Source organism: Pseudomonas sp. 1L-B-1-E-C1 (assembly GCF_057291835.1).
Genome location: NZ_JBXAWN010000009.1, coordinates 16265 through 36063, shown reverse-complemented (window position 1 = coordinate 36063; position 19799 = coordinate 16265). Strand labels below are relative to the sequence as shown.

The following is a 19799-nucleotide window of genomic DNA, read 5'->3' as shown; positions in this document are numbered from 1 at the left end:
CATGGACGTACGCATCAAGCCGATCTCGGTCGGCACCCTGTTGCTTGTGATTTCTGCAAACCAGGTTCAGGCGCAATACCTGGAGCCCGGCCAGCCCGGCAATCCGGCCAGTTGGCGCAGCGCCGAGTTCCTGCGTGACTGGGGCCTGGAACGCATGCAGGCCGATCAAGCCTACGCTGCCGGCATCACCGGCAACGGCGTGAAAATCGGCGCGCTCGATTCCGGTTTCGATGCCGCCCACCCGGAATTCTCCGCCGATCGTTATCACCCGGTACCCGCCAGCGGCAGCTACGTCGACGGCTCAGCGTTCAACGTCGACGGCACCCTCAACCCAAACAACGATTCCCACGGCACCCACGTGGTCGGCACCATGGGCGCCGCCCGTGATGGCAGCGGCATGCACGGCGTGGCGTACAACGCGCAAATCTACGTCGGCAACACCAACAAGAACGACAGTTTCCTCTTCGGCCCCGGCCCTGATCCGCGTTACTTTAAAGCGGTCTACGACAGCCTGGCCGATGCCGGGGTGCGGGCGATCAATAACAGTTGGGGCAGTCAGCCGCCGGATGTCAGCTATCGCACTCTGGCGGATCTGCACGCCGCCTACGCGCAACACTGGAACAAGGGCACCTGGCTCGACGCCGCTGCCGATGTCTCCCGGCGCGGTGTGATCAATGTCTTCAGCGCCGGCAACAGCGGTTACCCGAACGCCAGCGTACGTTCAGCGCTACCGTATTTTCAGCCGGATCTGGAAGGCCACTGGCTGGCGGTGTCCGGGCTCGATCAAAGCAATCAGCAGAAATACAACCAGTGCGGCACCGCCAAATACTGGTGCATCACCACGCCGGGAGCGAAGATCGACAGCACCATTCCCGGTGGTGGCTATGCGATCAAGTCCGGTACCTCGATGGCCGCACCGCACGCCACCGGCGCCCTGGCGCTGGTGATGGAACGTTATCCCTACATGAACAACCAGCAGGCGCTCGAGGTGCTGCTGACCACCGCCACTCAGCTCGACGGCTCGGTCACCGATGCACCGACGACGCGGGTCGGCTGGGGCGTCGCCAACCTCAACCGGGCGATGCGCGGGCCGGGGCAATTGCTCGGCGCGTTCGATGCCAATCTGGGGGCAGGGCAGCGCGATATCTGGAGCAATGACATCTCCGACAAGGCGCTGATTCAGCGTCAGGGCGAAGACCTCGCCGAGCACAGCGCCTGGCAGCAAACCCTGCAGGACAAAGGCTGGCAGAACGGGCTCCCCACCGGCGCCAGTCAGCAGGACCAGAGCGATTACGCCGTCGGCATGCTCCGTGATGCAGCAGCGGCGAGCCGGGTGTATCAGGGTAGCCTGATCAAGTCCGGCGCCGGCCAGTTGCTGCTCAGCGGCGAAAACACCTGGCGCGGTCCGACCACTGTCAACGGCGGTCTGCTGACCGTCAACGGTTCGCTGACCTCAGCCGTCACCGTCAACAACAGCGGCACCCTCGGTGGCTCCGGACGCGTCGCCGCGTTGACCGTCAACAGCGGCGGCCGGGTCGCGCCGGGCAATTCCATTGGCACCTTGAACGTCGCTGGTGATGTGACATTCGCCCCCGGCTCGACTTACGCCGTTGAGCTGTCGCCCATCAGCAGTGACCGCATCGTCGCCGGCGGCACGGCAACCGTCAGCGGCGCCAGTGTCAGCCTTTCGCTGGAAAACAGCCCGACCTTGCTCAGCAGCGCCGAAGCGCAAAGCCTGCTCGGCCGCCAGTACAACATCCTGCAAGCGGCCGGCGGCGTGCAGGGGCAGTTCGCTGCGGTGGTGCCGAACTACCTGTTCATCGGCGGCGCCCTCGACTACGCCGCGACCGGTATTCAACTGAATATCGAACGCAACGCGACCCGCTTCGCCAGCGTCGGGCAAACACGGAACCAGCGCTCGGTCGCAGCGGCCATCGAAGCGCTGGGCGCCGGCAATTCGGTTTACGAAAGTGTGCTTCGGGCGCCCACCACAACTTCGGCCCAGCAAGCCTTTCAGCAATTGAGCGGCGAGATTTATCCGGCGCTCGGTACGATGCTGATCAACGACAGCCGCCAGTTGCGTGATGCGGTCGGCGAGCGGCTGCACGATGAATCCACGACGCGCAGCAACGGCTGGATCAAAGCGCTCGGGGCCTGGGGCAGCACCGATTCGGGCCACGACACCGCTGGCTACAACACCTCGATCGGCGGCCTGCTGGCCGGTGTCGACGGCGCGCTCGACGAGCAGACCCGAATCGGTGTGGTCACCGGTTACAGCGACAGTTCGCTGAGCATGGGCTCGGGCACCCATTCTTCGGCGAAAGTCGACAGCTACCACCTCGGCGCTTACGCCGGCCACGACCTCGGCCCGTGGCGCTTGAGCACCGGCGCGGCGTACAGCTGGCATCGCGGCGATGTGAAGCGCGATCTGCAATACGACGACGTCAGCGCCAAGCAGAAAGCCAAGCTTGATGCGACCACCACACAGGTCTTCGGCGAGGCGGCGTATCGGTTGCAGTTGCAAGCGCTGGCGCTGGAACCGTTCGCCAACCTGACCTACCTGCATCTGGACACCGAAGGTTTCACCGAAAAGGGTGATGCTGCTGCGTTGAAAAGCGCTGGGGATCAGCGCGACGTGGTGTTGAGCACTCTAGGCATGCGGGCGAGCAAAACCTTCAATCTTTCCAGTCAGCAAGCGCTGGACCTCAGCGCTCGTCTCGGCTGGCAGCACAGCCTCAGCGATATCGAATCCGAGCAACATTTGCGCTTTGCCAGCGGCGGCGCGCCGTATTCCGTGGAGAGCTCGGCGCTGGTGCGCGATGCCGCGCTGGTCGGTGTGCAGGCCAGTCTGGCGCTGAGCAAGGACGTGCGGGTCAACCTTGACTACAACGGCCAACTCGCCAGCCGCGAGAAGCTGCATGGCGTTGGCTTGAGTCTGAACTGGCAGTTCTGACCGGGCGCAAAACGCCTGACTGCCGACCCACAATGAACAGGATTTTTCGCAACATCACTAAGGAAGGTCGTGGATGGATAACAACAATACCCCCGCGCAATCGGGTGGCCGCTTTGCCCTGAAAACCCTGACAGTCGCCATGCTCTGTGCCAGCGCGATGGCGCAGGCAGCGCCGTACGTGGAAAACGGCCGCAACGGCGATCCCTCAAGTTGGCGCAGCAGTGAATTCAAGGCTGACTGGGGCCTGAGCGCGATCGGCGCGGATTACGCTTACGCCGCCGGTTACACCGGCAAGGGCGTGAAACTCGGCATCTTCGATCAGCCGGTCTACGCCGCGCATCCAGAGTTTTCCGGCAGCAACAAGGTCATCACCCTGGTCACCAGCGGCATTCGCGAATACACCGACCCGTACATCCCGGTCAAAGCTGGCGATGCGTTCCGCTATGACGGTTCGCCCTCGGTGGGCTCCGACGGCAAACTCGGCGCCCACGGCACCCACGTCGGCGGCATCGCCGCAGGCAGTCGAGATGGTGGGCCGATGCACGGCGTGGCCTTCGGTGCGCAGATCATCAGCGCCGACAACGGTGACCCGGGACCGGAAGACGGCATTGTCCGTGGTAACGACGGCGCGGTGTACAAGGCCGGTTGGGATGCACTGATCGCCAGTGGTGCGCGGATCATCAACAACAGCTGGGGCATCGGCATTACCGATCGCTTCGACCTTGGTGGTCGTAACCCGGCGTATCCGCACTTCACCGTCAACGACGCGCAGTTGCAGTTCAACGAGATCCGCACACTGCTCGGCACCAGGCCCGGCGGTGCCTACGAGGGCGCGATTGCCGCCGCGCGCAGTGGCATCGTGACGATCTTCGCCGCCGGCAACGACTACAACCTGAACAATCCGGACGCCATTGCCGGGCTCGGCTACTTTGTCCCGGAGATCGCGCCGAACTGGATCACCGTCGCCGCGTTGCAGCAGAACCCGGACCTGGCCAGCGCCAACCCGTACATCATGAGTACGTTCTCTTCGCGCTGCGGCTACACCGCGAGTTTCTGCGTCTCGGCACCGGGCACGAAGATCTTCAGCTCGATCATCGAAGGCACCAACGCCGACAACTTGACCACCGGCTACAAAAATTACAACGGCACCTCGATGGCCGCGCCACACGTGGCCGGTTCCATCGCGGTGCTGATGGAGCGCTTCCCGTACATGAGCGGCGATCAGGTCGCCAGCGTATTGCGCACTACGGCCACCGACCTCGGCGCACCAGGGATCGACGCCTTGTACGGCTGGGGCATGATCAACCTGCGCAAGGCCATCGACGGCCCGGCGATGTTCGTGACCGAGCAGGACATTCCCGAGGAATTCCGGGTGCAGGGCGCTTACGGCTCCGGCCAGTTTGTCGCCGATCTGCCGGGCATCGGCGCGATCATCGATCAGGGCAAACCCACCGAGCGGGTATGCACCGACATCACGTGCGGCCTCGACACCTGGCGCAACGACATCGGCGGTCACGGTGGCCTGACCAAGCAAGGTATCGGCACCCTGGTGCTGACCGGCAACAGCACTTACAGCGGCCCGACCCTGGTCAATCAGGGCCGACTGGCAATCAACGGTTCGCTGCAATCGGCGGTCACCGTCAACAATGGCGGCATCCTCGGCGGCAATGGCCGCATCGGCGCGCTGGCGGTGAACAGCGGCGGTACGGTGGCGCCGGGCAATTCCATCGGCACCCTGAACGTCGCCGGTGACGTGACGTTCGCGCCGGGTTCGACCTACGCCGTAGAGCTGTCGCCAACCAGCAGCGATCAAATCGTTGCCACTGGCAAAGCGGTCGTCGAAGGCGCCACGGTGAGCCTGTCACTGGAAAACAGCCCGACCTTGCTCAGCACCGGCGAAGTGCAAAGCCTGCTCGGCACCCGTTACAACATTCTGCAAGCAGCGGGTGGCATTGAAGGGCGCTTCGGTCAGGTCTTGCCGAATTACGCCTTCCTCGGCGGCACCCTCGATTACTCGGCGGGCGGTATTCAGCTGGCGGTCGGGCGTAATGAGGCATCGTTTGCCAGCGTCGGCCTGACGCCGAACCAGCGCGCCGTCGGTGCCGCCGCCGAGCGTCTGGGCGCAGGCAATGCGCTGTTCGAAACCCTGTTGCTGTCGCCAAACGCGGCGTCGGCGCAGCAGGCCTTTCAACAGTTGTCCGGCGAGATCCACCCGGCCATCGGCACGCTGCTGATCAACGACAGCCGCTACCTGCGCGAAGCGGTGGGCGAACGTCTGCGCGAGCGTGATCTGTTCAATGCCGATGCGCCGACGGACGAGCGCAGCAACGTCTGGGTCAAGGTCCTCGGCTCGTGGGGCGAAAGCGACGGCGGGCATGAAAACGCCGATTCCAACAGCTCCATCGGTGGGCTGCTGGCCGGTGTCGACGGTCTTGTTGCTGAAGATACCCGTCTCGGTTTCGTTACCGGTTACAGCGACAGTTCGTTGAGCATGGGCAGCGGCACGCATTCCTCGGCGTCTATCGACAGCTACCACTTGGGTGCGTATCTGGGTCATGAGATCGACGCGTTGCGCCTGACCGTCGGCGGCGCCTACAGCTGGCATCGTATCGACGTGAAGCGTGATCTGCAGTTCGGCGACGTCAGCGGCAAACAGAAAACCAAGCGTGACGCGACCACGGCGCAACTGTTCACCGAGGCCGCGTACGACCTGGGCCTGCAACCGATGAACCTTGAGCCATTCGCCAATCTGTCCTACGTGCACCTCAACACCGACAGCTTCACCGAGAAGGGTGATGCCGCCGCGCTCAAAGGTGGCGAAGACAACCGCGACGTGGTGCTGTCGACCCTCGGCGTGCGTGCCAAGCGCAGTTTTGCCCTGTCGGACCAGCATCAACTGGAGCTCGGCGCGAGCCTCGGCTGGCAGCACAACCTGAGCAGCGTCGATGCCGACAGCCACTTGGCCTTCGCCAACGGCAACAGCGCGTTCACCGTGCAGAGCGTGTCGATGGATCGTGACGCTGCCGTGGTCGGCGTGCGCGCCGGGCTGGCGCTTAATCGCGACGTGCGGGTCAACCTCGATTACAACGGCCTGATCGGCTCGAACGAGAAGGATCACGGCGTTGGTCTGACCCTCGACTGGCAGTTCTGAGGCGTAACCGGCAGCGCTTGACGGGCTGCCGGTTTTTCAAGAAAAGGGAGCGCTGCACATGGGACTGTTCGATTACAAAAATGCCGACGGCAAAGCGCTGTACAGCGATGCCATCGCGCTGACGCTGTATGCCTACACGCCGACCGGAGAACCGCTGCCGGCCACGGCGTGGGCGCCGGTCACCGCGACGGCGCTGGGCTATCAGGGCAAAGTCGGCGCGCAGGGTACATTTTTCGGTGAGCAGGACGGCTTCACCAGCGCCGAAGCCGAAGTGCTCGGCAAATACGACGCGGCGGGCAAACTGATCGGCCTCGGCATTGCCTTTCGTGGTACTGGCGGGCTGGGTTACAGCGACACGTTTGGTGATTTGAAAAACAATCTGCTGGCGGCAGTCGGGCCATCGGATTACGCGAGTCACTACGCGAAAAACGCTTTCGACAATCTGCTCAAGGCTGTTGCCGCTTTCGCGATCGCCAACGGCATTGCCGCGAGGGATGTGCTGATCAGCGGCCACAGCCTCGGGGGGCTTGGGGTCAACAGCGTCGCCGAGTTGAGTGCGGACCACTGGGGCGGCTTCTACAAAGACGCCAATTACATTGCGTTCGCCTCGCCGACCCAGAGCACCGGCAACCAAGTGCTCAATATCGGTTTCGAAAACGATCCGGTGTTCCGCGTGCTCGATGGCACCACGTTCAGCACGGCGTCGATGGGCAAGCACGACAAACCGCACGAATCGACCACCGACAACCTCGTCAACTTCACCGACAACTACGCCTCCACGGCGCAGAATCTGGTGCCGTTCAGCATCGTCAACACGCTGAACTGGTCGGCCCACAGTTCGTTGGGCTATGCCGATGGCTTGAATCGAGTGTTCGATTCGGCGTTCTACCACCTGACCGAGCGAGACTCGACGATCATCGTTTCCAATCTCGAAGAAGCGTCGCGGGGCAAGACCTGGGTCGAGGATCTGGGCCGCAGCGGCGAGCCGCACACCGGCAGCATTTTCATCATTGGCACGCAGAGCGGCGACTGGCTCAAGGGCGGGGCGGGCAACGATTTCCTTGAGGGGCTGGGCGGCGATGACCGTTTCCGCGATGACGGCGGCTACAACGTGATTTTGGGCGGGCAGGGCCACAACACTTTCGAGCTGCAGAAACCGTTGCAGAACTTCAGCTTCGCCAACGATGGTGACGGCACGCTGTACGTGCGCGATGCCTATGGCGGCATCAGCCTGACCCGCGACATCGGCGCGCTGGTCAGCAAGGAGGCCGGTTCATGGTGGGGCAGCAAGGAGATCACCTGGGGCGTCACCGCCAAGGGACTGAGCAACGGCAACGAACTGACCCAGTACAACCATTCGCTCAGCGGTGATGGCTACGGAAATGCGCTGCATGCCACCGCGGACGGCGACTGGCTGTTCGGCCTCGGTGGCGATGACCAACTGATCAGCGACAAGGCGCAGGTGACCTTTGTTGGCGGCGCCGGCAACGACGTGATGACGGCGGTGGGTGGCAACAACACGTTCCTGTTCAGCGGCGCGTTCGGTTTTGATGCGATCAATGGTTATCAGGGCAGCGACAAATTGCTGTTCATGGGCGTCGAGGGCATGGGGCAGGGTTATGACTACAAGCAGCATGCTGCGCAGTCCGGCGCCGATACTGTGCTGAAGATTGGCGATTTTGCCGTGACGCTGATTGGCGTGGGCGTGGCTAATCTGTCTGATTCGAGCTTCGTCTTCGCCTGATTCCGAATGTGCAGGAAACCTCATTGTGGGAGCGAGCTTGCTCGCGAAAGCGGTGGGTCAGTCAAGAAGATGCCGTCTCTCACTCCGCCTTCGCGAGCAAGCTCGCTCCCACAGGTCCGGTGTACGCATGACATTTGAGGGACCATCAAACGACACATGAAATGCTCCGGAGCCCCGCGCTCTGGCTGTGAGCTATCTCTGACAATTCCAACAACAAGAGAGGCAATGGCAATGGGTGTATACGACTACAAGAACTTCGGTACGGCCGATTCCAAGGCGCTGTTCAGCGATGCCATGGCGATCACGCTGTATTCCTATCACAATCTCGATAACGGTTTCGCCGCCGGTTACCAGCACAACGGCTTTGGGCTCGGCTTGCCGGCGACGCTGGTCACCGCACTGATTGGCGGCACCGATTCGCAAGGGGTGATCCCCGGCATCCCGTGGAATCCCGACTCGGAAAAGCTCGCCCTCGAGGCCGTGCAGAAAGCCGGCTGGACGCCAATCACTGCCGCGCAATTGGGCTACGACGGCAAGACCGAGGCACGTGGGACATTCTTCGGCGAGAAGCCCGGCTATACCAGTGCGCAAGTGGAAATCCTCGGCAAGTACGACGCCCAGGGTCACCTGACCGAATTGGGCATCGCCTTTCGCGGCACCAGCGGCCCACGCGAGATCCTTATCGGCGATTCGATTGGCGACGTGATCAGCGATCTGCTGGCGGCTTTTGGCCCGGCGGATTACGCGAAAAACTACGTCGGTGAAGCCTTCGGCAATCTGCTCAACGATGTCGTCGCATTCGCCCAGGCCAATGGCCTTAGCGGCAAGGACGTGCTAGTCAGCGGCCACAGCCTCGGCGGTCTGGCAGTGAACAGCATGGCTGACTTGAGCGGCGGCAAATGGGGCGGGTTCTTCGCCGACTCCAACTACATCGCCTACGCTTCGCCGACCCAGAGCAGTACCGACAAGGTGCTCAATATCGGCTACGAAAACGACCCGGTGTTTCGCGCCCTCGACGGTTCGACTTTCAGCAGCGCTTCGGTGGGTGTGCACGACACGCCGCACGTCTCGACCACCGACAATATTGTCAGCTTCAATGACCACTACGCCTCGAGCGCGTGGAACGTGCTGCCGTATTCGATTTTGAACATTCCGACGTGGATCTCGCACCTGCCCACGGGTTACGGCGATGGCATGACCCGCGTGCTGGAATCGAAGTTCTATGATCTGACCAGTCGTGACTCGACGATCATTGTCGCCAACCTGTCCGACCCGGCCCGGGCCAATACCTGGGTGCAGGATCTGAACCGCAACGCCGAAACCCACAAGGGCAGCACATTCATCATCGGCAGTGACGGCAGCGACCTGATCCAGGGCGGCAACGGCGATGACTACCTCGAAGGCCGCGCCGGCGATGACAGCTTCCGCGACAGCGGCGGCTACAACATCATTCTGGGCGGGCAGGGCAGCAACACGCTCGACTTGCAGCAGACGGTGAAGAACTTTGATTTCGCCAATGACGGCGCCGGCAACCTGTACATCCGCGATGCCAACGGTGGAATCAGCATCACCCGCGACATCGGCAGCATTGTCAGCAAAGAACCGGGTTTTCTCTGGGGCGTGTTCAAGGACGACGTGGTGCACAGTGTTACTGCCACGGGTTTGAAAGTCGGCAGCAACCTCACCGCTTATGAATCGAGCGTAAAAGGCAGCGCAGGCGCTGACACGCTAAAGGCGCACGCTGGCGGTGACTGGCTGTTCGGGCTGGAGGGCAATGATCATTTGCTCGGCGGCGCGGGTAATGACGTGTTTGTCGGTGGCGCTGGCAATGATCTACTGGAATCGGGCGGCGGGGCGGATACGTTTCTGTTCCACGGCGCGTTCGGCCAGGATCGTGTGCTTGGCTATACGGCCAATGACAAACTGGTGTTTCTCGGCGTGCAGGGTGTTTTGCCGGGGGATGATTTGCGCGCGCATGCCTCAGCGGTCGGGCAGGACACTGTGCTGACTTTTGGCGGGGATTCGGTGACGTTGGTCGGGGTGGCGCTGGGGAGTTTGAGTGCCGATGGGGTTGTTATCGCCTGATGTTGGTGCGGGGCCTTCGCCGGCCCCTTCGCGAGCAAGCTCGCTCCCACAGGGGATCTGCGTCGTTCCCACATCCTCCGGTAGGAGCTGCCGAAGGCTGCGATCTTTTGATTTTGCTCTTCAAGATCAAAAGATCGCAGCCTTCGGCAGCTCCTACAGGAGAACGGCGGTGGATCAGTCTTCCTTGCGAACGGTCGCTACTTCATCAGCGCGAACCTTGACCTTGGCGCCGGAAATGTCCTCGAATTCATAGAAGCCATCTTCGGTCTTGGTCTTCGGCATGTCCTCGGTCAGGTATTGGGTGCCGTTCTGCAGCGTCACCACGGTCTGGGTCGAACAGCCGCCCAGCGCCAACAGGGCTGCGACCGCTACAGGAATGCCCAGCATCTTGATTTTCATACCCACTTCTGACTCCTTGCGTGAATGTGATTGCGGGCATTGTCGGCCCTCTAACGCGGTTGGTGCCAGCATCGGCGGAAAAGTTCGATCTCGGCGCGAAAAAATGCCATTGATCTTTTTCCGTTTGCGCCGGACAGGGCTGAGCTGTTATCTGTACGCATAACCAGTGTTCGCTTGCCGTGGCTTTGAATTCCCGTGACCTCCAACCCTCTCGACGACCCGTTCTATTACCTCAACAACTTCCGGCAAGTGCTTGATTGGCTTGGGCTTCGTTATGCCGATGTGATGAGCGAGAGCGAACACGGCTTTATCCGCGAGTTCTACACGCTGCCGCCAGCCTCGCAGGGATTGCTGGTGCGCATGGTCATGCGCAAGGGCATTCATTTTCGCGCGAGCAAACTCAATTATGTGGAGATCGGCGATATCGCCGCGGCCGCGCAACCGTTGCTCGATCACGGCTGGCTCGACGAATCCGCTGCGCTGACGCTGGCAGAACTGTTCGATGTCTTGCTCAAGGCCGAGATCCTGCAAGCCTTTGGCGCCTTCATCGAGCAACCGAAAGGCCGCAAGGACGAATGGCTGCCGCTGCTGGCTGAACAGTTCGCCGAGGCGCAAACCCTGCGCGCCTGGGCGCCGCAACTGCCTGACCGGCTGTTCAGCCTGACCCTGATGGATTTGTGCGATCGCCTGCGCCTGATGTTCTTCGGCAATCTGTATCAGGACTGGTCGGAATTCGTGCTCGCCGACCTGGGCATCTTCACTTATGAAAAAGTCGAGTTCTGCGCTGATTCCCGAGGCCTGCGCAGTCGCGAAGACGTCGACGCCTGCCTGTTCCTGCATCAGTGCCAACTGCGTTTCGAGGCGGGTGAGCCGCTGGAGGAGATCGTCGAACAGATCAACGCCGTGCAGTTCGACAACCCATGGCTGCGCCGCCGACAAGCCAAGGCGTTATTCCAGATCGGCCAGTATGGCGAGCGCATCGGCGATTTCGCCCTGGCCCTGAGCGTTTACCGCGACTGCGCCTATCCGGGCGCACGGCTGCGGATGATCCGTGTGCTCGAGCGTTGCGGCGAATACGCACTGGCGCTGGAGCTCGGCACGCTGGCCGAACAGGCACCGCAAAGTGCGGCTGAGCAACAAGGTTTGCAACGCATCGTCCCGCGTCTGCGCCGTAAACTCGGGGGGCCGCCGCTCAAGCGTGCCAAGGCCAGAGAGGTAGAGCGCCTGGACTTGCACTTGCCACGCGTCGATCCGACGCGGTCGGTGGAATTCCATGTGCAAGCCCACTTGCACGCCGATGACGGCCCGGTGCATTACGTCGAGAACAGCCTGATCAACTCACTATTCGGCCTGTTGTGCTGGCCGGCGATTTTCGCGCCGGTGCCGGGCGCGTTCTTTCACCCGTTCCAGCGCGGCCCGGTCGATCTGCTCAGCGAAGATTTCCTCGAGCGTCGCGCCGAATTGTTTCAGGCGTGTCTGGGCGAGCTCGACGACGGCCGCTACGCCGAGACGATCCGCCAGCGCTTCGTCGACAAATGGGGCATTCAGTCGCCGTTCGTGTTCTGGGGCGCGCTCAATCAAGCGCTGCTTGAACAGGCGCTGGCCTGCCTTCCCGCCGAACACCTCAAGCACTGGTTCAAGCGCCTGCTGCTCGACATCAAGGCCAACCGCGCCGGCATGCCGGACCTGATCCAGTTCTGGCCGCAGCACAAGACCTACCGGATGATCGAAGTCAAAGGCCCCGGCGACCGCTTGCAGGATAATCAACTGCGCTGGCTGGAATTCTGCCACGAGCACCAGATGCCGGTGGCCGTGTGTTACGTGCAATGGGCGGAGCAGAGCGCTTGAGTTACAGCGTCGCCGTCCGCGCACTGTGCGAATTCACCGCCAAGACCGGCGACCTCGACCTGCGTTTCACTCCGTCACCGACTGCGCTGGAAGGCATCGTCGGCCATCGCACCGTGGCCTCGCGGCGCAGCGAGCAGTACCAGAGCGAAGTGGCGCTGCAGGGCGAGTTCGGCCAGTTGCGGGTCAAGGGCAGGGCGGATGGCTTCGACCCGGCGCAAAATTGCCTGGAAGAGGTCAAGACCTATCGCGGCGACCTCAGCAAGCAGCCGGCCAATCATCGCCAGTTGCACTGGGCGCAGGCGAAGATCTACGGTTGGTTGATGTGCCAGAAACTGCAACTGGAGCAGATCAATCTGGCGCTGGTGTATTTCGACATCGTCAGCGAGAAGGAAACCTGTCTGCTCGAATCGCACACCGCTGAGTCACTCCAGGCGTTTTTCGCACAACAGTGCGGCTTGTTCCTGCAATGGGCCGAGCAGGAAATGGCCCACCGCGAAGCGCGCAATCTGGCCGCGCAGCAACTGGCGTTCCCGCACGCGGATTTTCGTCCCGGCCAACGGCATCTGGCCGAGTCGGTGTTCAAAGCCGTCAGCACCGGGCGCTGCCTGATGGCCCAGGCGCCGACGGGCATTGGCAAAACCCTCGGCACGCTGTTTCCGATGCTCAAGGCGCTGGCGCCGCAGCAGCTGGACAAGGTGTTCTTCCTGACCGCCAAGACCCCGGGGCGAAAACTGGCACTGGATGCCTCTCAGGTGTTGTTCAGACAAACACCTGATTTGCCGTTGCGGGTGATGGAAATGGTCGCCCGCGACAAGGCCTGCGAACATCCGGACAAGGCCTGTCATGGCGAATCCTGTCCGTTGGCCCAAGGTTTTTATGATCGCTTGCCGGCCGCCCGCGAAGCCGCCAGCCAGATCAACCTGCTGGATCAGGCGGCGATGCGTGAAGTTGCCGCGCAGCATAGCGTGTGCCCGTACTACCTCAGTCAGGAAATGGCCCGCTGGGTGGACGTGGTGGTTGCCGACTACAACTATTACTTCGACTTCAGCGCGCTGCTGTTCGGTCTGGCCCAGCTCAATCAGTGGAAAGTCGCGGTGCTGGCCGACGAGGCGCACAACCTCGTCGAGCGCGGTCGGCAGATGTACAGCGCCAGTCTCGACCAGTTCACCCTCGCCAGTGTGCGCAAAACCGCGCCGGCAGCGCTGAAGAATTCACTGCAGCGGGTCAACCGTGAATGGAATGCGCTGCATGCGCCGCAATTGGCGGCTTATCAGGCCTATGACAAAGCCCCGGACAAACTCCTGCAAGCCATTTCCCTTTGCTGCGCGGCCATCGGCGATTACCTCAACGAGCATCCGCAAGGCCTCGACAGCGGTTTGCAGAACTTCTATTTCGATCTGCTGCAATTTGCCCGGGTCGCCGAGCTGTACGACGAGCATTACCTGTTCGATATCAGCAAACGCGACCTCGACCGCAAGCGTCCGCTGTCGCAACTGTGCCTGCGCAACGTGGTGCCGGCAGCGTTCATCGGCCCGCGCCTGACCGCGGCGCGCAGCAGCGTGCTGTTCTCGGCCACGCTGAGCCCGCGCAACTATTACGCCGACCTGCTCGGCACGCCGGCCGACACGGTGTGCATCGACGTCGAATCGCCGTTCAGCGCCGAGCAGTTGCAGGTGCACATCGTCAGTCAGATCTCCACCCGCTTCAACCATCGCCATGCCTCGCTGGAGCCGATAGTCGAGCTGATCGCGCGCCAGTTCAGCGAGCGCCCGGGCAACTACCTGGCGTTTTTCAGCAGTTTCGATTACCTGCAACAAGTCGCGAAGTTATTAGCCGAGCGCCATCCGCACATCACCCAGTGGTTGCAATCGCGAGGCATGGCCGAGGGCGCGCGGCAGGCGTTTCTCGACCAGTTCAGCGCCGACAGCCAGGGTGTCGGGTTTGCGGTGTTGGGCGGGGCGTTCGGCGAGGGCATCGATCTGCCTGGCGCGCGGCTGATCGGTGCGTTCATCGCCACGCTGGGGCTGGCCCAGCTCAACCCGGTCAACGAGCAGATGAAGCGGCGCATGGCCGCCATTTTCGGCGCCGGCTACGACTACACGTATCTGTACCCGGGCATGCAAAAAGTCGTACAAGCCGCCGGGCGGGTGATCCGCACCCGCGAGGATCGCGGCACGGTCATGCTCATTGACGATCGCTTTGCCGAAAGCCGCATCAAGCAACTGCTTCCGAGCTGGTGGGCGATCAAAAGCGAACCGGCACTTTTCAAATCGGCGGATTCACGCATACTTCAGGCCATGACAGTGGCTGGTGAGTGTGATGAGTGAAAACAACAGAACCGCAGCGATTGAAGACAGCCGCTTCCGGCTGCTGATCGACGCGGTTGTCGACTATGCGATCTACATGATCGACCCCGACGGTACCATCACCAGTTGGAACTCCGGCGCCAAGCGTTTCAAGGGTTACGAAGAAGCGGAAATCATCGGCGAGCACTTTTCACGCTTCTACACCCCTGAAGACCGCGCCAATGGCATGCCGCAACGGGCGCTGGACACAGCGATCCGTGAAGGCCGCTTCGAAGGCGAAGGCTGGCGCGTGCGCAAGGACGGCACGCATTTCTGGTCGCATGTAGTGATCGACCCGATCATCGATCCCAGCGGCAAGCTACTCGGTTTCGCCAAGATCACCCGCGACCTCACCGACCGCAAAATGGCCGAGGAAACTCTCAAGCAAAGCGAACAGCAGTTTCGCCTGCTGGTACAGGGCGTCACCGACTACGCGATCTACATGCTCAGCCCCGAAGGTTGCGTGAGCAACTGGAACCAGGGCGCGCAGCGGATCAAGGGGTATCTGCCGGAAGAAATCATCGGCCAGCATTTTTCGATTTTCTACACCCCGGAAGACCGTGAACTGGGCGAGCCTCAGCGTTCCCTGGAGATTGCCACCCGCGAAGGCCGTTTCGAGAACCGCAGCTGGCGGATGCGCAAGGACGGCACGCGCTTTCTCGCCCATGTGGTGGTCGATGCGATTCGCGGCGACACGGGCGCGCTGCTCGGCTTTGCCAAGATCACCCGCGATGTAACCGAGGCACACGAGGCGCAACTGGCGCTGGAGAAAACCCGTGAAGCGTTGTTCCAGGCGCAGAAGATGCAGGCGATCGGGCAGCTCAGTGGCGGCATTGCCCATGACTTCAACAACCTGCTGACAGTCATTCTCGGCAATCTCGAAATTGTGCAAAAGCGCATTGGCGACGCGCCGAAAATCGCTCGACTGCTGGAGAACGCCACCCAAGGCGCCTTGCGCGGAGTCTCGCTGACGCAACGCATGCTGGCCTTCGCCCGCCGCCAAGAACTGAAAACCGAATCGGTGGATATCGCGCAATTGGTGCAAGGCATTACCGGGCTGCTGCGCAGCTCGCTGGGGCCGGGGATTCGCATCGAAACGCGCTTCCCCGAAGATCTGCAGCCGGTGCTGGCCGACAGCAATCAACTGGAACTGGCTATCCTCAACCTCGCCACCAACGCGCGAGATGCCATGCCTGAGGGCGGCAAGGTGCTCATTCAGGCACAGGCCGAAGTGGTGCTGGAACATAGTCATTCGACTTTGGCGGCGGGCCGTTATGTCTGCCTGAGCCTGATCGACACCGGCGAAGGCATGGATGAGGCGACGCTGGCCTGCGCCCGCGACCCGTTTTTCACCACTAAAGGTCTGGGCAAAGGCACCGGGCTGGGCTTGTCGATGGTGCACGGCTTCATCGAGCAATTGGGCGGGCGCTTTATTCTCAAGAGCGAGAAGGGTCATGGCACGGCGGCCGAGTTGTGGATTCCGGTGGCGCTTGAGCAAGCGGTCAGTCGCCCGAGCTACAGCAACGCAGCGCCGATTGCAGTGCCGAGACTCAGTGTGTTGGTGGTCGATGATGATTCGCTGGTACTGACCAGCACCAGTCTGTTGCTCGAGGACCTCGGCCACCGCGTCATCGGCGCGACATCCGGCGCCAAGGCGCTGGAATTGTTCGATCAGGGCGAGGTGATCGATCTGGTCATCACCGACATGGCCATGCCGCACATGAGCGGCGCGCAACTGGCCCACGCTGTACGCATGCTCAAACCGGATCTGCCGATCATTCTCGCCACCGGTTACGCCGAACGCCTTGAAGGTTTTGCCGCCGAACTGCCGCGCCTGCCGAAACCATTCACTCAGTTGAACCTGGTGCAGATCATCGCCCAATCGATGAAGTGACGCGCTGGTCGATCCGGCTGAACTAGTCAGGACGCGTGCCTTTCCAAAAAGTCTTGTTCACTTTTTGGAGGGCACGTCTCTTGCCTCGCATATTGACCCAGCCAAGCGCTGTTGAAGAAGCCTTGGCCGAACATGATGCCAAGATGTTTGGCTCACCCAAGGAACGGCTGGATTTCTACCGGCGGGAAATCCAGTACGAAACCAGCATCCTCGCCAACCGCACCGACGCCTATCTGGCGGCGCAGTCGTTTCTGGTGATCGCCTTCGCCTCGTGCATGGCCAACCTCAATCCGGAGTGGGGCAAGATGTTCACCCTCGTCGTGCCGCCGTTTCTGGCGATGCTCGGGGTGCTCAGTTCACTGAATGCCTGGCCCGGGATTCGTGCGGCGTACGACATCATCGATCACTGGCATTTCAAGCAGAGCCAGTTGTTGCACAGCGAGCCGGTGATGGGCGCGGCCTACGACGAATCGCCGCTGTTCAGTGAGATGGAATCGAGCCACAAGGGCTATCGCAAGTCGCTGCTGTTCTCCGTGCGCACGCCTTGGATATTTGCGACGTTCTGGGTGATGTTGGGGGTGTATGCGGTGTTTATTCAGGTGACCAATCCTTGAGGCGGGTTGGTCGGGGGCAGGGGACAGGTGCTGGATTTGTGGTGTCTGTGGGATCTTACCCCCTCACCCCAGCCCTCTCCCCCAAGGGGGCGAGGGGGAAAGGGAGCCAATCTCGGGTGGATTCGAGGATTGGTTCGGCGCGATATCACGTCTGGCAAATTGATAAAGGCCTGAGTTCGGCGCGGTATTTCAGGTCGGTGTAATACGCAAGAACACCCCGGTCAGTCCCCTCTCCCTCCGGGAGAGGGCTAGGGTGAGGGGCTTTTGACTTTTATTACGCAGTTTCAAGCTCACGCCGCGTACTGACCACATTCTGCACCGCCGTCGGAATCGGCGGGAAATCCTCGTTCAACACGCACAGATGATCAATCGCATCTTCAAATTTCGCATCGGCTTTCTTGCGCAGTGCCCGGTATTGCTCAAAGCGTTCGAAGTCAGTCGGAGTCTGCTCCAGCAGCGCATTGGCCGCTCGGTTCAGTTCGTGGGCTTCTTCGAACAGTTGACGATTGCGTTCCAGAGCCAGTGCTCTGCAAGCCTTGATTTGCGCAGGAGTCGAGCATTCGTTCATGACTGTAACCTTAATCTTGTCGGGGTTCCGTTGACCAGGCTGTTCACCGCAGGGGAACCGAACCTGCCGGGCCGCGCTGGATGATTGGCGCGGTTAAAGTTGTGACCCTTGGGGCGCGCTCGACGATCCATTTTTTTGCAGAAAAATCTTCGATGATTTCCGGCAAAACGCAGGGCTGGAAGAATCAGCTTTTTCGTTGCTTCAAGCTTTCATACCGCGCCAGCATCGGTTGGGTACTGATGCCATGCAGCAAAATGCTCAGGGCCACCACCGACAGGGTGAGGTCGGTGCAGACCTTGGCCACGTCAGAATCCAGGCCATGGTTCAGGGCGAAGAACAGATAAAACAGGCTGCCGATCCCACGTATGCCGAACCAGCCGATCAGCAAACGCTGCGGCCCGCTGAGCAGCTTGCCCCATGGCATCAGCGCCACGCTCAACGGACGGATGAGGCAGAACAGCACGGCGCCGATCCACAGCGCACGCCAGTCCCAGTGCGCAATCAGCACGACGCCAAGCAAGGTCACCAGGAATACTTCCATCGCTCGCTCGACCAGACCGCCGAAGGCGAGCATGTCGCCCATCATGATCCCCGCCGCGACCTGGCTGTCTTCCAGCTGTTCGGTGTCGCCATGCACGGCGTTCTCCGGTTCGACGTTCTGATGGCCGACCACCGGCTGCACCAGATGCTCGGCCGGTACTTCGGTAATGCCGGTGGATTTCACTTCTTCCTGACGCAGACCGAGGCCTGCAGCGAAGACCGCGAGAAAGCCGTAGCCGCCAATGGCGTCGGCGACCACGTAGGACAGCGCGATCAGCGCGAGGGTCAGGTAATCGTTGGGGCCGAGGGTGCTGTCCTCGTTGTGAATACGCAGCGACAGGGCGATGCGGCCGATGCCGCGACCCATCCAGTAACCGGTGAGCAGACCCGCCGGGACCGCCCACAACAGACTGCGGATCACCCAGTGCTGCCACTCGCCGGCGCTGCCGTCACCGTGCAGCAACAGCAGCCCGAGAATCACGAAAGGGAAGGCCACGCCATCGTTGAGACCCGCCTCACCGGAGAGACCGAAGCGCACGCTGTCGACGTCCTGCGCATCGTTGACCTGCACCAGCGCGGCGAGCACCGGGTCGGTCGGCGCCAGCATCGCGCCGATCAGCAGCGAAGGCCCCCACGCCAATTGCAGGCCCCAGTGCAGCAAAAGACATACACCGATGATGGTCAGGATCATCACCGGCCCCGCCAGGCCGAACGCAATGCGCCAGGTTTTGTTGGTCAGTGGCAAACGCAGCTTCAGCCCGCAGACGAACAAGGAAAACAACACCGCGACTTCCGTCAGGTGCTCCATCCACAAGGACGATTCTTCCAGCGACAGTTTCAGCAGGTCGAGACCGCTGGGGCCGATGGCGATGCCCAGCAGCAGGCACACCGCTGAAGTGGTGACCGGCATCCAGCGCAACCACGATGACGTCAGCGCCAGCATCAGCAGGACGGCGCCGAGCACCGCAACCCATACGCCGAAACTCATGACGGCTCACTTCGGTGAATTCTCAAGGACAGGCGCACCGGGTCAGCTCACGGTCGTGCGCAGGTACTCGGGGATGAGCACGTTGAACCACAGCAGGATCATCGACACCAGCATGGTCACCAGTACCAGCAGGCCGACGCCCCACACGCACGCCGAATACAGCAGACCTTGTTCCTTGCGTTCATGCATGAACGTCGGCAGGCCGACAAACAGCAGGAACGTCGAATAGATCGACGCCGCGCCGAGTACCAGAATCGCCAGCCAGCGGCTCGGATACAGCCCGGCAATCCCGGCGATGAAAAACGGCGTCACCGTGTAGGCGGCAAAACCGATGCATTGATTCAGCGTCGGGCGCGCATCGAATGAACGCGACATCCAGCGAATGAAGCCGCCGATGATCGCCACGCCGGCCACAATCGTCACGTAGAGCAACACGCTCAATTGCAGCGCGCTGGCCGTGCTCAGGCGCACGTTTTCACCCACGGCGAGGCTCCAGCCGACATAGGTGGTGCCGATGAACAGGCATACGGCGGGAATCAACGCGAGCAGCAGCAGATGGGCAAGGTAGTGGCGGGGATGGGTTTCTTCTTCGCGACGGATATCGGTCCAGGCGAAGTTGGGTTGGGTGAAGAGTCTGACGAGGGGGGCGGACATGACAACCTCCTGTTCC

Annotated in this window: 12 protein-coding genes; 8 read left to right on the top strand and 4 right to left on the bottom strand. The window is 61.7% G+C overall.

Annotation, left to right across the window (positions count from 1 at the left end; translation table 11 throughout):
• Nucleotide 1 precedes the first annotated feature (1 nt).
• The 4 genes from eprS (at nt 2) to AC0Z4S_RS16630 (ending at nt 9933) form a co-directional block, all read left to right on the top strand.
• On the top strand, nt 2-2953 hold the full coding sequence (eprS, locus tag AC0Z4S_RS16645) for an autotransporter serine peptidase EprS (RefSeq protein WP_485623791.1): 2952 nt from the start codon (nt 2-4) through the stop codon (nt 2951-2953).
• Nucleotides 2954-3026: 73 nt separating this feature from the next.
• Nucleotides 3027-6104 (top strand): autotransporter domain-containing protein, encoded by a 3078-nt coding sequence (locus tag AC0Z4S_RS16640; RefSeq protein ID WP_485623790.1) that lies wholly within the window; start codon nt 3027-3029, stop codon nt 6102-6104.
• A 58-nt stretch (nt 6105-6162) separates the two neighbouring features.
• Complete coding sequence (locus AC0Z4S_RS16635) at nt 6163-7848, top strand: polyurethane esterase (RefSeq protein ID WP_485623789.1); 1686 nt, start codon at nt 6163-6165, stop codon at nt 7846-7848.
• Between the two features lie 231 nt (nt 7849-8079).
• A complete protein-coding gene (locus AC0Z4S_RS16630) occupies nt 8080-9933 on the top strand; it encodes a polyurethane esterase (RefSeq protein ID WP_485623982.1) in 1854 nt (617 codons plus the stop codon).
• A gap of 174 nt (nt 9934-10107) precedes the next feature.
• Here the strand turns inward: AC0Z4S_RS16630 and AC0Z4S_RS16625 are convergent, their stop codons facing one another.
• Entirely contained in the window at nt 10108-10332 is a 225-nt protein-coding gene (locus AC0Z4S_RS16625; RefSeq protein ID WP_042610041.1) for a YgdI/YgdR family lipoprotein, read from the bottom strand.
• A gap of 195 nt (nt 10333-10527) precedes the next feature.
• On the opposite strand from AC0Z4S_RS16625, the gene AC0Z4S_RS16620 reads away from it, so the two are divergent.
• The 4 genes from AC0Z4S_RS16620 (at nt 10528) to AC0Z4S_RS16605 (ending at nt 17033) form a co-directional block, all read left to right on the top strand.
• Nucleotides 10528-12180 (top strand): VRR-NUC domain-containing protein, encoded by a 1653-nt coding sequence (locus tag AC0Z4S_RS16620; RefSeq protein ID WP_485623788.1) that lies wholly within the window; start codon nt 10528-10530, stop codon nt 12178-12180.
• Nucleotides 12177-14507, top strand: a complete 2331-nt coding sequence (locus AC0Z4S_RS16615; protein ID WP_485623787.1) for an ATP-dependent DNA helicase — start codon at nt 12177-12179, stop codon at nt 14505-14507. The genes AC0Z4S_RS16620 and AC0Z4S_RS16615 overlap by 4 nt, the downstream gene beginning before the upstream one ends.
• On the top strand, nt 14500-16419 hold the full coding sequence (locus AC0Z4S_RS16610) for a hybrid sensor histidine kinase/response regulator (RefSeq protein WP_485623786.1): 1920 nt from the start codon (nt 14500-14502) through the stop codon (nt 16417-16419). The genes AC0Z4S_RS16615 and AC0Z4S_RS16610 overlap by 8 nt, the downstream gene beginning before the upstream one ends.
• Before the next feature lie 80 nt (nt 16420-16499).
• Entirely contained in the window at nt 16500-17033 is a 534-nt protein-coding gene (locus tag AC0Z4S_RS16605) for a hypothetical protein (protein ID WP_485623785.1), read from the top strand.
• A gap of 274 nt (nt 17034-17307) precedes the next feature.
• On the opposite strand, the gene AC0Z4S_RS16600 is transcribed toward AC0Z4S_RS16605, so the two are convergent.
• The 3 genes from AC0Z4S_RS16600 to AC0Z4S_RS16590 all read right to left on the bottom strand — a co-directional run bounded on the left by AC0Z4S_RS16600 (nt 17308) and on the right by AC0Z4S_RS16590 (nt 19783).
• The gene (locus AC0Z4S_RS16600) at nt 17308-17601 is read right to left on the bottom strand and encodes a hypothetical protein (RefSeq protein ID WP_485623784.1); all 294 of its coding nucleotides are present in this window, start codon (nt 17599-17601) and stop codon (nt 17308-17310) included.
• Between the two features lie 184 nt (nt 17602-17785).
• A complete protein-coding gene (locus AC0Z4S_RS16595; RefSeq protein WP_485623783.1) occupies nt 17786-19129 on the bottom strand; it encodes a cation:proton antiporter in 1344 nt (447 codons plus the stop codon).
• 42 nt (nt 19130-19171) lie between these two features.
• Nucleotides 19172-19783 (bottom strand): Yip1 family protein, encoded by a 612-nt coding sequence (locus AC0Z4S_RS16590; protein ID WP_485623782.1) that lies wholly within the window; start codon nt 19781-19783, stop codon nt 19172-19174.
• Nucleotides 19784-19799 lie beyond the last annotated feature (16 nt).

Excerpts from the sequence above, each read along its gene's own strand:
- AC0Z4S_RS16610 (WP_485623786.1), top strand. The coding sequence starts at position 14,500 with ATGAGTGAAAACAACAGAACCGCAGCGATTGAAGACAGCCGCTTCCGG.
- AC0Z4S_RS16640 (WP_485623790.1), top strand. The coding sequence starts at position 3,027 with ATGGATAACAACAATACCCCCGCGCAATCGGGTGGCCGCTTTGCCCTG.
- eprS (WP_485623791.1), top strand. The coding sequence starts at position 2 with ATGGACGTACGCATCAAGCCGATCTCGGTCGGCACCCTGTTGCTTGTG.
- AC0Z4S_RS16595 (WP_485623783.1), bottom strand. The coding sequence starts at position 19,129 with ATGAGTTTCGGCGTATGGGTTGCGGTGCTCGGCGCCGTCCTGCTGATG.
- AC0Z4S_RS16630 (WP_485623982.1), top strand. The coding sequence starts at position 8,080 with ATGGGTGTATACGACTACAAGAACTTCGGTACGGCCGATTCCAAGGCG.
- AC0Z4S_RS16625 (WP_042610041.1), bottom strand. The coding sequence starts at position 10,332 with ATGAAAATCAAGATGCTGGGCATTCCTGTAGCGGTCGCAGCCCTGTTG.
- AC0Z4S_RS16635 (WP_485623789.1), top strand. The coding sequence starts at position 6,163 with ATGGGACTGTTCGATTACAAAAATGCCGACGGCAAAGCGCTGTACAGC.
- AC0Z4S_RS16600 (WP_485623784.1), bottom strand. The coding sequence starts at position 17,601 with ATGAACGAATGCTCGACTCCTGCGCAAATCAAGGCTTGCAGAGCACTG.
- AC0Z4S_RS16590 (WP_485623782.1), bottom strand. The coding sequence starts at position 19,783 with ATGTCCGCCCCCCTCGTCAGACTCTTCACCCAACCCAACTTCGCCTGG.